11 protein-coding genes and 2 tRNA genes are annotated in these 13684 nt (G+C 41.6%); 5 read left to right on the top strand and 8 right to left on the bottom strand.

The window, feature by feature from the left end:
- Positions 1-105 precede the first annotated feature (105 nt).
- The 3 genes from AC0L46_RS11245 to AC0L46_RS11235 form a co-directional block, all read right to left on the bottom strand.
- Positions 106-2199 carry a putative bifunctional diguanylate cyclase/phosphodiesterase gene (locus tag AC0L46_RS11245; protein WP_473503663.1) on the bottom strand — a complete coding sequence of 698 codons (2094 nt, stop codon included), beginning with the start codon at positions 2197-2199 and terminating at the stop codon, positions 106-108.
- A 291-nt stretch (positions 2200-2490) separates the two neighbouring features.
- A tRNA-Ile gene (locus AC0L46_RS11240) sits at positions 2491-2567 on the bottom strand.
- Positions 2568-2670: 103 nt separating this feature from the next.
- Positions 2671-2747 (bottom strand) — tRNA-Arg (locus tag AC0L46_RS11235).
- 217 nt (positions 2748-2964) lie between these two features.
- Here AC0L46_RS11235 and AC0L46_RS11230 point away from each other — a divergent pair.
- Positions 2965-3294 carry a c-type cytochrome gene (locus AC0L46_RS11230; RefSeq protein WP_473503661.1) on the top strand — a complete coding sequence of 110 codons (330 nt, stop codon included), beginning with the start codon at positions 2965-2967 and terminating at the stop codon, positions 3292-3294.
- Between the two features lie 22 nt (positions 3295-3316).
- On the opposite strand, the gene rep is transcribed toward AC0L46_RS11230, so the two are convergent.
- The 4 genes from rep to AC0L46_RS11210 all read right to left on the bottom strand — a co-directional run bounded on the left by rep (position 3317) and on the right by AC0L46_RS11210 (position 9119).
- On the bottom strand, positions 3317-5365 hold the full coding sequence (rep, locus tag AC0L46_RS11225; protein ID WP_473503659.1) for a DNA helicase Rep: 2049 nt from the start codon (positions 5363-5365) through the stop codon (positions 3317-3319).
- Between the two features lie 146 nt (positions 5366-5511).
- Positions 5512-6441 (bottom strand): bile acid:sodium symporter family protein, encoded by a 930-nt coding sequence (locus AC0L46_RS11220; protein ID WP_473503657.1) that lies wholly within the window; start codon positions 6439-6441, stop codon positions 5512-5514.
- A gap of 230 nt (positions 6442-6671) precedes the next feature.
- Complete coding sequence (locus AC0L46_RS11215; protein WP_473503655.1) at positions 6672-7475, bottom strand: hypothetical protein; 804 nt, start codon at positions 7473-7475, stop codon at positions 6672-6674.
- A 132-nt stretch (positions 7476-7607) separates the two neighbouring features.
- Complete coding sequence (locus tag AC0L46_RS11210; RefSeq protein WP_473503653.1) at positions 7608-9119, bottom strand: YifB family Mg chelatase-like AAA ATPase; 1512 nt, start codon at positions 9117-9119, stop codon at positions 7608-7610.
- Positions 9120-9241: 122 nt separating this feature from the next.
- On the opposite strand from AC0L46_RS11210, the gene AC0L46_RS11205 reads away from it, so the two are divergent.
- Positions 9242-9463, top strand: a complete 222-nt coding sequence (locus tag AC0L46_RS11205) for a TIGR02450 family Trp-rich protein (RefSeq protein WP_473503651.1) — start codon at positions 9242-9244, stop codon at positions 9461-9463.
- Between the two features lie 32 nt (positions 9464-9495).
- Here the strand turns inward: AC0L46_RS11205 and AC0L46_RS11200 are convergent, their stop codons facing one another.
- Positions 9496-9741 carry an accessory factor UbiK family protein gene (locus AC0L46_RS11200; protein ID WP_317004892.1) on the bottom strand — a complete coding sequence of 82 codons (246 nt, stop codon included), beginning with the start codon at positions 9739-9741 and terminating at the stop codon, positions 9496-9498.
- A gap of 524 nt (positions 9742-10265) precedes the next feature.
- On the opposite strand from AC0L46_RS11200, the gene glnK reads away from it, so the two are divergent.
- From glnK to AC0L46_RS11185, 3 genes are all read left to right on the top strand, one after another.
- A complete protein-coding gene (glnK, locus tag AC0L46_RS11195; protein ID WP_013795072.1) occupies positions 10266-10604 on the top strand; it encodes a P-II family nitrogen regulator in 339 nt (112 codons plus the stop codon).
- A gap of 40 nt (positions 10605-10644) precedes the next feature.
- Positions 10645-11907 (top strand): ammonium transporter, encoded by a 1263-nt coding sequence (locus AC0L46_RS11190; RefSeq protein ID WP_414680634.1) that lies wholly within the window; start codon positions 10645-10647, stop codon positions 11905-11907.
- A 198-nt stretch (positions 11908-12105) separates the two neighbouring features.
- Positions 12106-13629, top strand: coding sequence for a GNAT family N-acetyltransferase (locus AC0L46_RS11185; protein ID WP_473503649.1), 1524 nt, complete (start codon positions 12106-12108; stop codon positions 13627-13629).
- Positions 13630-13684 lie beyond the last annotated feature (55 nt).

Genomic DNA, 13684 nt, shown 5'->3' with positions numbered 1-13684 from the left:
ATAAGTCGTTAGATACATAAAAGCCCTTAGTGAAAAATCACTAAGGGCTTTTTTATAAAGGCCATAAGCCTTCAATGTCATCGCATCTAAAGCACTGTTTTACTGCTAATTGTTTATATTCAATAGTGACATAAGGCTTTTAAATTTATTGGTTAGATTTAAAGACGATGTAAGGTTTTTTAGCTTTTCCGTTTCAGGATTAATTAATTGATCTTTAGCGATTAACCAAGGAACAGGCTTACTCAATAAATAACCTTGCATATGCTGACAACCTAACTCCCGTAAATAAACAAACTGCTCTGCTGTTTCAACACCTTCAGCAACGGTGTCAAGCTGATAAGACTCTGCAATCGAAAGAATAGCTTGGATAATTCTTCCAGAAGACACACTTTCTGTTTCCAACAAATCAACAAAGGATTTATCAATTTTCAATCCATTTACTGGGTAATTCACCAGTTGATTAAAAGAAATATAGCCCGTACCAAAGTCGTCTAAAACAAGCTTCACACCGAGGGCACGTATACTTTCTAATACATTAATCCCCTCTTGTCCGATTTCAACAAAGCTTGTCTCGGTCAACTCCAACTCAATCCATTCAGGAGGTATATCATATTTTTCTAAAAGGTCTCTTAAGGAACTGATAAATAGAGGGTTATTCAACTCATCGCAAGACATATTGATACAAAATGTCAGAGCTTTATCCGATAAGAACTCGTAATCATCTCTGATGCCTCTGAAGGTATTCTCCAACACCCATAAATCCAACTCTCTGATTAAGTTATACTCTTCCGCAATAGGAATAAATATGTGTGGCCCAATACCTTTCATCTCATTGAAATTTGTTCGTAGCAGAACCTCGAAAGCCACAATTTTTAATGATTCAGCCTCATAAATAGGCATGTAATTAAGAAAGAATTTGTCTTGTTTTAAAGCTTCCTTAATATACTCTGACACACGTTTTTTATAATAAACATTTTCAGAGAAGGCTTCGTCAAACTCTTGGAAAGAAAGTAAGCTGTTATTTTTAACGTGGTACATTGCCGCACCGGCATGCGCCAGCAGAGAGTCAAAGTTGTTATAGTCATTTGACGACTTTGCAATGCCTAAGCTGATAGAAAGCGGGATACTATAAGAGTCAATATTGACTGGCTTTTCAAAATTAAGAGTGATGGCATAAGCCAATGCCAGCATATCTTCTCTTTTCAAGTCATCAAAAATGATCACAAATTCATCGCCAGAGAAACGAGAAAAATAACTGCGGTTTTGGTGCTTTTCGAGCTTTACTTCAATCATTCGACTAAAACAGATTAGCAATTTATCACCAACATCATGACCGTAAGTATCGTTAATGCTTTTGAAATCATTGATGTCTATATAGAACATATAGACTGCATGATCTGCCGATATGGTACTCAGTCTCTCTTGTATACCTCGTCTGTTATAAAGGCCTGTTAGCATGTCGCGTTTTGAGATCTCATTTAACTTACTATGCTGTCTAATTAAAAATATGATTCCAACCAATAACCAAGTTGAAAAAATCAGCTTAAGCAAATTATTCTCAGAAATTATTTCCCCTCTTAAAACAACTTTATCGAGGGTGATTTTATAGTCACCACTAACTGGCATATTGTGGCTTAAAAGTTCTAAGTAAAAGATGTTTGAAAAGTCAGTTTGACTGTCTTTAAAATCAATATCGTATTGATCTATCCACCAATTCTCTACTCTAAACGCATCCAACGGAACAGTCAGAACACCAGAATACTTTTCAGCAGAAAAGATAATAGTGTTAAATTTCATGGAAATAGGATCTTTCAAAGAAGAGTAATTAGAATGGAAATTCCTAAAAGAGACTTTGATTTTAGGGTCGGCAAAAGGTCCACTATACAATAGCTCTAAATCCAGCTCATCATAGTGCCCAATATCAATCCCTCTTCCCAATCCATCTCTTAAATCAACAGACAAACCACACAAATTAAACCCTTCTGTTGACTCAAGGTGACATTTTAAGACGGTACGATCACCTTTTTTTGTAAGGTCTCCTGTAACGCCACTTGTAGATACGGATCTGAATAAGTCTGAACTGCGGTTTTCTAGAAGAGATAAAGACATGTCTAAAAAGCCAAAACGATGCAAAGCAAGCGCAGAAAACGTCAAAAGAACTAGTAAAACAAGAACTTTAAAATTAGCTTTAAAAAACATAAATGTTCCTAGTGAGAGGTAAAATCCCTTTATCAATAAAATATTATAGTACAGGACAAGAAGAGATAGGAAAGAGATTCACTGTAAGGTTTTTTATACAAAACCATACCTAAATACTGAAAATCACTTAAGGCAGGAGTAATCAAAAAAACAAGCTGGTAAACAGTTTAAAGATTGCCACAGGGCAGTGTCAGCACACTAAAATATTCAACACTTAGATTGATCTTATAGTGAGAAATAAAAAAGCCCCGACAAGTCAGTTTTCACTAACTTATCGAGGCTTATTTTATATGGTGGGCCTGCCCCGACTTGAACGGGGGACCTGCCGATTATGAGTCGGATGCTCTAACCAACTGAGCTACAGGCCCGAAAAACGATCCGCATTATAGCGATATGACTAACACTTGCCAAGAAGTGAATAGCATTTAAACTCAATAAAAATTATTAAGTTTACCAATGAGTAACGCCAAATGGCACGCCCGAGAGGATTCGAACCTCCGGCCTTCGCCTCCGGAGGGCGACGCTCTATCCAGCTGAGCTACGGGCGCATGTCTGTGGCTAAGATGGTTTTGTTCTGTCGATGAACAACTAAGCCAGCAAGAAATGGAGTGCGTATTCTAAAGGAAATTGTTTAGGATTCCAGTACTAATAGCAATTCGGAATGATAAAGTGACTTTTGTATGCTTTCCAATCCATCGCTAAACAGTCCACGTATAAGTACATTGACTGTTATAATGACTCAAACGTTTTCCTTAAGGCTTCCTTGTGAATATATTTTTTTGTATCTGCCGTATCGTTTTCTCAGCTTGCCTAGCCATAACTTCTCTAGTGAGTTTGACCGCTCAAGCTGAGCGCCCAGCAGATCAAATATACAATACTTATTGCATTACTTGTCATGCTAGCGGTGTGGCAAATGCGCCGAAGTTTGGCAGCCAAGCCGATTGGTTGCCTCATATTGAAAAAGGCATGGATACATTATTGATGAATGCGACAAAAGGTATTAACGCAATGCCACCAAAAGGGTTATGTTTTGATTGCAGTGATGCTGAAATGCAAAACACCATTCAATACATGATAGATAATAGCCAAAGTTAACAAAGGCCAAAACGAACTTTGGTTAGTCGTTTAACATGGCTTTTAGAGCAGATAATGATGCTTGGCCGCGCTCTTTCTTCACGGTTTCTGATTCATCACCACGACCTTCCCACACCAAATCTTCTTCTGGTAATTCATCTAGGAATCGACTTGGTAAACAGTCTATTTCCTCACCGTATTGTCGACGTTTCGCAGCCAGCGTGATGCACAAGGTTTTCTTCGCACGAGTAATACCAACATAAGCAAGACGACGCTCTTCTTCAATGTCGTCGTTTTCTATGCTGTTACGATGCGGCAAAAGCTCTTCTTCACAACCAATTAAAAAAACATGCGGGTATTCCAATCCTTTTGAAGCATGAAGCGTCAGTAGCTGAACCTTGTCTTCGTCTTCCTCTTCTTCTTGACGCTCCAGCATATCGATCAAGAGCAACTTACTAATGGCTTGATCTAAACCTGCTGTTTCGTCTTCTTCCCAAGCAGATTCCATCATGCGCTGAATAGAATCCAAGAGGAAACGCACGTTTTCAATACGACGATCAGCCGCTTTGGTCGATGATGTTTGTTCTTGAATCCAGCCGTAATAATCCATGTCATGGATCATTTGCTCAATAACGGGAACAGGCGAAGCACCTTCTAAGCGTCGTCGCAATGTAGACATCCATCTTTCAAAATCTTGTAAGCTTTTTAATGATCGTCCAGTCACGCTTTCTTCGATCTCTTTATAGCTACAGGCTTCAAATAAACTCACGCCGCGTTCTGTGGCAAGGTTACCGACTTTTTCCAAGGTCGCTGGGCCGATTTCACGGCGTGGCAAGTTCACTACTCGCAAGAAAGCATTGTCGTCTGCTGGGTTTACAAGAAGGCGCAAATAGCCCATTAAATCTTTGATTTCAGCGCGAGAGAAAAATGACGTGCCGCCATTCATTTTATAAGGAATACGATAGGCTTGAAGCTTAATTTCCAACAAGCGCGCCTGATGATTTCCTCGATATAACACAGCAAAATCACGATAAGGAATATCATGGCGCAAGTGGCGTGTTTGTATTTCAGCCGCCACGCGCTCCGCTTCAGAATCCTCATTGCGAGTCACCATGACGCGAATAGGATCACCTACACCAAGGTCACTCCACAGGGCTTTATCGTAGATGTGCGGATTATTGGCGATCAAGGTATTCGCGGCTTTCAAGATGGTTTTTGTTGAGCGGTAGTTTTGCTCAAGCTTCACAAGTTTTAAGTTCGGGTAATCTGTGGATAAGCGTTCTAAGTTTTCAGGGCGAGCACCACGCCAAGCGTAAATGGATTGGTCATCGTCTCCTACCAAGGTAAAACAACGGCGATAACCTGCCAACAAACGAATCAATTCATATTGGCTGGCATTGGTATCCTGACACTCGTCCACCAGTAAATAGCGTACTTTCTTCTGCCAACGTTCTCGTAATTCGTCGTCAGACATTAACAAGCTCACAGGCAACAGAATCAAATCGTCGAAGTCCACCGCGTTGTACGCTCGCAAATAACGCTGATATTGCGCATAGACTTGAGCCGCCAATAAAAACTCTTCTGTGTCGGCATTGGTCATGGCTTCTTGTGGCGTGGTAAGGTCATTTTTCCAGTTGGAAATTGTATTTTGACAATAAGCCGCAGAGTCTGTTTGACCATTGAATTCTTTGTCGAGAATCTCTTTAACTAAGCTAAAAGAGTCTTGCGAGTCGAATAAAGTGAAGCCTTCTTTTAAACCTGCTCGGCGGTATTCTTTGCGTAAAATACGCAGCCCCAAATTATGGAAGGTGGAAATGCTCAAGCCTCTACTTTCGGGCTTAGACAAAATACTCACCACCCGTTCTTTCATTTCTCGCGCCGCTTTATTGGTGAAAGTGACGGCAATAATACTATTAGCTTTGAAACCACAGGTTTGAATGAGATAAGCAATTTTAGTGGTGATTACGCTGGTTTTTCCCGAACCTGCGCCCGCCAACACTAGTAACGGTCCATCAATTTGTTTCACCGCGTCTAGTTGACGTTCGTTCAAACTTCGAAGACGTTGAGATATGGATGGAAGCGACTCACTCATGACAAGACTCTGGCTAAAAAAAGGGAATTGAAAAACAACCTCAAGTGTACCTGAGATCAACTTCAGCCGCACGACAGAAAAAGTACTCAGCCACAAAAAAAGGGATACAAAATCGCATCCCTTTTTGAGAACAAGACAATCTATTTTTAATTAGACGAATCTTTATCCGCTGCGTTTTCTACTGCTCTTCGGCTCCAATAACTTGCCAACAACGACCCAGAAATGTTGTGCCATACGCTGAAAAGTGTGCCAGGCAAAGCAGACAAAGGCGTGAAGAATTTCACAGCTAGCGCCGCTGCCAAGCCAGAGTTTTGCAAACCGACTTCAAATGCGATGGTTCGGCAAACTCGAGAATCAAACCCGAGTAAATACGTCACCCAATAACCAAGAATCAAACCAATCGTATTGTGAAGAATAACGGCGGCAGCGACCACAAGACCCACTTCCACCAACTTAGAAGAGCTCAATGCCACAACAATAGCAATGATCAACACAATGGCGAACATGGAAATATAAGGTAAAGCCACTTCTGCTTTGCGAATAACTTTCGAGAAAAGCGTGTTAATCACTACACCCGCTGCCACAGGCAACAAAACAATTTTAAAGAGGCTGATCAACATAGAAGAAACCGGTACATCAACACTGGTTCCAATCATTAAAGAAACAAGGAAAGGCGTTAACACCACACCCAATAGAGTGGAAATAGCCGTCATAGAAATAGATAGCGCCGTGTCACCTTTCGCTAAATAGCACATAACATTCGACGAGGTTCCGCCTGCCACACTACCAACCAACAACATACCGACAGTTAATTCGGTATCAAAGCCAAAAACCATAGCCACAGCGAACGCCGCAATTGGCATCACCAAAAACTGCAATAAAACGCCGACAGCAACGGCTTTTCTGCTTTTCAATACTTGCTTAAAGTCTTTTGGACTTAATGTTAATCCCATCGCTAGCATAATAATCATAAGCAGAGGGACAATTTGAGTTTTCAGCCCAACGAATAAATCGGGTTGAAAAAAAGCTAGGGCGGAAAGCAGTATCGCCCAAAGAGGAAAAAGCTGGATAACCATAAGATGAAACTCCATTTATGCAAACTGATTCACACCAAATAAGGCGCTAAGTAAGCATTTCATTATTATTCGAAGAAACCAGAAAACCCATTCAACGGTCTTTATTTACAGCTTTCTCACAACTCACATTGAAGAAAAACAACCGCTGCAATATCGATTTAAAAAATGGGCGAAGAATTGTAACGAAATGAAACTATTTGAAACAGTTTTTATTTATCCTTTAAGAAGTGTTAAAAAGACAAAAGCAGCGAGACTCCCCATTCGCTTGATTCATGGTCAAAAGAAAAGCTGGGATATTCATCATTATCACTGTCCGATAAATGCCAATATTTGTAAAAAGGCTCGATCATTATTCCACTACCATCTTCTCCAAAAAGTCGATGAAAGCTCATATAAAATCGATAGCCATGACCACTTTGAGAAACTTTCACAGCCTCATAAGCGTCTGCAGAACCGAGACGCGATCGATTTTGCCCCCAGAAAACACTGTCATATTCCAAGCGCCAGCCGGTCACCCAAGTTGCATCAGCAATCTCTTTTACTTCAATAATTTCAATGCCAATAGGGTTATAAACATAAATCTGCTCACTTTTATATCCAACGACCGATGTTGTAGAAATATCCGAGCGAGAATCAGCAATAGAATAACGCAGGCCAATTCCCACGTACGGAGTTAAGCGATATTGATTATTGAGATAAAATGAAAAACCGAACATGCTTCTTGCATCATAAAGGTCGCTTCTAATATCACTAATTTTACCTGCACCTTCATAATCTACCGTACCGCCAACATAGGTAAGATCTAATAAAATGGCAGAGAAAGGTTCATAAGAAGCATACCGAGCAACAAGTCCGGTCATATTTCCATTATTAGAAGCGCCATTATCTTCAGAATAATCCAAGTTTGATATGTAAGCGCCTAGCCTTAAATCATAACCACGAGTGGCCGCAAAGACATTGCTTAATGAAGATAGCAAAACAATTACGATGCTAAGTTTAATAACACGCAAGCCAGACCAAAATCGTCTATTCATTCCCTAACCAAACGCCTCTTTATCTTATCTATTTTGTGTAAATATATCAGACATCTAAACTTGATAGCGTCAAAAACACACTCAATAGAAAATTAAATGTCAAAGAGTTAAAGCGACTCAAGTTCAAAGCAACTAAGAAGACACGGCGTTCGCGAGCGTTTTCTCCATTTTTCGATAACTCAAAGACTCCATAAGGTGAGCTCTTGTTACTGGCGAATCGTTTAAATCGGCCAAGGTTAAGGCCACTTTTAACACCCGATGATAAGCTCTTGCGGAAAGCTTCAAGGTTTCTAAGGCTTGCTGCATAAAGTGTTTGTCTTCTTCACTCAATGCACAGATCTGTTCCAACTGACGACCACTGAGCAAAGCATTTTGAACACCTTGCCGTGCTCTTTGTCTGGCAACAGCTTTCTCAACACGTTCACGGACACTGGCGCTACATTCGCCTTCTTCTTGAGCATTCACTAAAATATTCGAAGGCAAAGGCGGCACTTCTACATGCAAATCAATACGATCCAAAAAAGGTGCGGACAATTTTTTCAGATACTTTTGGCTCGCACTCGACTGATAATAGTCTTGGCCGCCCGTATAAGCTTCATTGCTCGCATTCATTGCGGCGACTAATTGAAACCGAGCTGGAAAAGTGACCTGACCACGGGCTCGAGAGATATGCACTTCACCATTTTCAAGTGGTTCTCTTAAAACCTCTAATACCTTACGATCAAATTCTGGTAATTCGTCTAGAAATAAAACGCCATTGTGAGATAAAGACGCTTCTCCCGGTTTAGGTATCGAACCGCCACCGACCAAAGCCGCTGCCGAACAAGAATGGTGCGGCGATCGAAATGGTCGCTCTGACCAATACCAATCTAGCCCCATTTTTCGCCCTGCGACTGACTGAACCGATGCCACAGATAACGCCTCTTGCTCTGTCATTGCAGGCATAATGCTTGGTAAGCGAGACGCCAGCATGGTTTTCCCTGTGCCAGCTGGGCCAATAAACAACAGGTTATGACCGCCTGCCGCTGCGACTTCTAAAGCCCGTCGCGCTTGGTATTGCCCTTTTACATCGCGCATATCTTTATGATTCAAAGGCAAAGACGCCACAGGTTTGGATTCACAATGGGGCAATGGATTCATTTTTAATAAATGTGCGGTCACTTGTGTGAGGTGTTTTGCATAAACCGCGTTTCCTTCTACCAAGGCTGCTTCGTCTTGATTATCTTCTGGCAGAATCAGTTGACGGTTGGCCTCATGACACGCAATCGCAGAAGGCAACAAGCCCGGAACGCCTCGAATATCACCAGACAAGGCCAATTCACCAATAAACTCAGTATCACCTAAACTCACTTCGCCTAATTGACCAGAGGCCGCCAACACACTAATCGCAATAGCCAAATCATAACGCCCACCTTCTTTGGGCAAATCTGCAGGCGCGAGATTAATGGTGACTCTTCGGGTAGGAAATTCGAAATGACTGTTGATAATGGCGCTGCGAACACGATCCTTTGCTTCTCGAACTGCTGCTTCAGGCAAGCCCACAATATTGAGGGAAGGTAAACCGTTTGAAATATGCGTTTCAACTGTTACCAAAGGGGAAGCCACACCAACTCGTGCGCGGCTGTAAATCGTCGCTAAACTCATGATCACTCCTTGATCTTAGTTAGTTTTAATAGGCACAAGCAATCCGGCTTGTCTTTTTTAACGTATTTATAGAGGTGAGAGCTTAACTCTCTCTTCTATCATTAATGTAATGAGATCACTCTATGTCAAAAACTCAGATTAATCCTAATAAATTACTGCTCTCAAAACGGACTTCTGTCTCGCCTACCCATAAAGAGAAGCACTTTATTGTGACTGAGTTAATGCGTGATGAAGAAGGTACTGTTATCGAATGTACTCTTGAAGCTGTCATCAACAAAAACTCATACACATTACCTTGGCAATCACTGACTTCCACTGTGGATTGGAAGCAAGGCTGGAAATAAACAATGACATCAGCATCGTTTAATTCCTGTTTTTAACTTTTCGTTCCAGCCTCTAGTTCAGTCAGGCGCGCTTCTAAAGCTGCAAGCTTTGTTCGATATTTCGCTAACATAGCCTCTTGCACTTCAAACTCTTCGCGCGTCACCAGATCCATTTTAGTCAGTGTATTACGAGCAACTTCATGCAACTGCGACTGGATTTCTTCTTTCGGCAATTTTCCTAACGTCTCTGCGGCTTGCTCTAAGCCTGTACCAAGTTGCTTAATAAATTGATCTATCATGTCATATTACTCTTCGTATTTTTGAACGCCTCACAAAAGGCATCAAGTCAGTGTTTTAAAGCATAGTATAGAGGTCGTTAAAAGGTACAAACAAGCAATCTATGTTTTCTAAACCACTTTTTCACGCTCTAAGTTAAATGCTCATCAATCTAGCACAAGAATGAATCGCCTCTTTTTTGTGCAAATTTCAACCAGTCGTCGACCCTTTACTGTTAACACAACACAGGGATTGCTTATCTTCTGGTATCTAAAGGATTTTTTCTTAATCAGAACAAAGGAGATAAAGCCAAGAGAGTTTATTTGATACAAGGACACCCGCACCAAGTTAATGCACCAAAAATAAAACATTTGAAAATAAACGCACCATTTATAAACACACCCTCGCCTTTTTAATTTCCAAAAGCAGACAAAATCCTTACAAACCCTTTGGCACTAAGGCACTTCAGTATATGGCACGCATATTGAATAAAGAGCTTACCTGCGTTACGACAATAATACTGACTTAATTAAAGGAGACAGTGGGTATGAAGCTTATAACAGCCATCATCAAGCCATTTAAACTGGATGATGTTCGAGAAGCTCTTTCTGAAATCGGTGTTCAAGGTATCACGGTTACAGAAGTAAAAGGTTTCGGACGTCAAAAGGGCCACACAGAACTATACCGTGGCGCTGAATACGTAGTTGATTTTCTACCTAAAGTAAAAATCGAACTTGCTATTGCTGACGACATGACAGACCAAGTTGTAGAAGCAATTAGTGGCGCTGCAAACACAGGCAAAATTGGCGACGGTAAAATCTTTATCGTTAACCTTGAGCAAGCGGTTCGTATTCGTACCGGCGAGACTGGTGTAGAAGCAGTTTAATTATAGCTTCGAATCTTACAAGCCTTTAGGGGGGCGAAACATGCAAGATCAAATTTTTCACTTACAATATGCCATGGACACTTTTTACTTTTTGGTGTGTGGCGCACTAGTTATGTGGATGGCAGCCGGATTTGCCATGTTAGAAGCGGGTTTAGTACGCGCTAAAAACACCACTGAAATCTTAACCAAGAACGTGGCTTTGTTTGCCATTTCTTGCATCATGTACCTAGTTTGCGGTTACTCGATCATGTACGGTGGCGAGTGGTTCCTAACTGGTATTCAAGACGTTGATGTAGACTCAACTCTAGCTGACTTCGCTGCTCGTGATGGCGGTTTTGAAGGCGGTTCTATATACTCAGGCGCTTCTGACTTCTTCTTCCAAGTAGTATTCGTTGCAACAGCAATGTCTATTGTATCTGGTGCAGTTGCTGAGCGCATGAAGCTATGGGCTTTCCTAGCATTCGCTGTTGTTATGACTGGTTTCATCTACCCAATGGAAGGTAACTGGACTTGGGGCGGCGGTTCTGTATTCGGTATGTTTAGCCTTGGCGACCTTGGTTTCTCTGACTTTGCAGGTTCTGGTATCGTTCACATGGCAGGTGCTGCAGCAGCATTGGCTGGTGTAATCATCCTGGGTGCTCGTAAAGGTAAATACGGTCCTAACGGTGAAGTACGTGCAATCCCTGGCGCAAACCTACCTCTTGCAACTTTGGGTACGCTTATCCTTTGGTTGGGTTGGTTCGGTTTCAACGGTGGTTCTGTATTGAAACTTGGCGATATCGCAAGCGCTAACTCTGTTGCTATGGTGTTCCTAAACACTAACGCTGCAGCAGCTGGTGGTGCAATTGGCGCACTAATTCTTGCTCGCATCCTATTCGGTAAAGCAGATTTGACTATGCTTCTAAACGGCGCGCTAGCTGGTTTGGTTGCTATCACTGCAGAGCCTTCAACTCCTTCTGCTCTAGGCGCAACTTTGATTGGTCTAGTTGGTGGTCTGATTGTTGTAGTTTCTATCCTTACTCTAGACAAGCTGAAGCTTGACGATCCAGTGGGCGCGATCTCTGTTCACGGTGTTGTTGGTCTTTGGGGTCTATTAGCTGTTCCTCTAACAAACGACGGTGCTACTTTCGGCGGTCAAATCGCTGGTGCAGTAACTATCTTCGTTTGGGTATTCGTAGCGAGCCTAGTAACTTGGTTGATCATCAAAGCAATCATGGGTGTTCGTGTTAGCGAAGAAGAAGAATACGAAGGTGTTGACCTTTCTGAGTGTGGTATGGAAGCATACCCAGAATTCAAAAAGTAATTCTTCCAGAAAGCATTTAGTTCTTTCTTAATAAAACCCTCGCCTCGGCGGGGGTTTTCTTTTTCTAACGACAATCTTTTTGGTGCTTTAAAACAAATATAACGCCCTCATGACATAAAGAAGCGTTATTATCTTGTTATACAAATACAGTCTGATGCATCTACAAAACACGCATCAGCCAATACAATCGAGGCCATCATGCTAGAAGACTTACATTTAAAAATTCGTAATCTAACCAACAACGATTATGAGCAAGTAAAACTACTCATGGATAAGGTTTACCATGATATTGGTGGGTCTTGGCCAAAACACACAATTCATCAATTAATAAAAGACTTTCCTGAAGGGCAAATTTGCCTGGAAGATCACGGTAAAATTGTCGGTATCGCTTTATCTGTACAAGCCAATTATCAACGCTTTAGTAACCCTCATACTTATGATGATTTGGTCGATCAAAAAGAAAACATTTTAAACGACCCTCAAGGCGACGCCATGTATGGTTTAGATGTTCTTATTGCGCCGGAATATCGAGGTTATCGTTTAGGTAGACGTTTATACGAAGCTCGCAAGGAGCTTTGTCGCCAGCATAACTTCCGTGCCATCCTAGCGGGTGGACGCATACCGAATTATCACGAACATGCGCACAATTTATCGCCAGCAGAATACTTAGAATCCGTTCGCGAGAAGAAAATCTACGACCCTATTTTGTCTTTCCAATTGTCGAATGATTTTCAGGTCACACGATTACTCAAACGCTATTTACCGGAAGACGAAAAGTCCCAAGGTTATGCAACGCTACTGGAATGGAAAAACATTTTCTTCGAACCAGAAACCACTGTAATCCAATCACGTAAGACACAAGTACGCATTGGTGCGGTTCAGTGGCAAATGCGTGAAGTAGAAAGCGCAGATGAGCTTTTAAAGCAGGTGGAATACTTCATTGATGCAGTTTCAAACTACAAAAGTGACTTTGCCGTTTTCCCTGAATTTTTTAATGCTCCGTTAATCGGCTTAAGCCCAGACCAAAGCAACCAAACGGAAGCGATTCGCTTTCTAGCCAGCTTCACTGAGCGTTTCAAAAACGAGATATCACAATTAGCAGTAAGTTATAACATCAACGTCATCACAGGCTCTATGCCAATCATCGAAGACGAAGTGGTTTATAACATCAGCTATTTATGCCGCCGTGATGGCACAGTAGAAGAGCAGAAAAAAGTCCATATCACACCACACGAACGCCGCGACTGGGTGATTCAAGGTGGCGATAAGCTGAAAGTCTTTGATACGGACGCTGGACGTGTCGGCATTCTAATTTGCTATGACGTAGAATTCCCTGAACTTGGGCGACTGCTTGCAGAGCAAGACATGGACATTCTTTTCGTACCTTTTTGGACCGACACAAAAAATGGCTATCTACGAGTGCGAAACTGCGCTCAAGCACGCGCTATTGAAAACGAATGTTATGTGGTTATCTGTGGTAGTTGTGGCAACTTGCCTCAGGTGGAAAACTTGGACATTCAGTACTCTCAAAGCTCTGTATTTTCACCTTCTGATTTCTCATATCCACACGATGCGGTCATGGCAGAAACTACGCCTAACACCGAGATGATCATGTTCTCTGACTTAGACTTGGATAAGTTGAAATTTACTCGCAGTGAAGGCTCAGTCAACAACCTGAAAGATCGACGTCTTGACTTGTATTCGGTTAACTGGAAAAAATAATCAACAACACAAACCGATAAGAAGAAGCGCTTTGCTTCTTCTTTTGAATAAAGAG

This window comes from Marinomonas sp. 15G6-16 (assembly GCF_055809555.1).
This window is presented reverse-complemented; position numbering and strand designations above follow the sequence as displayed.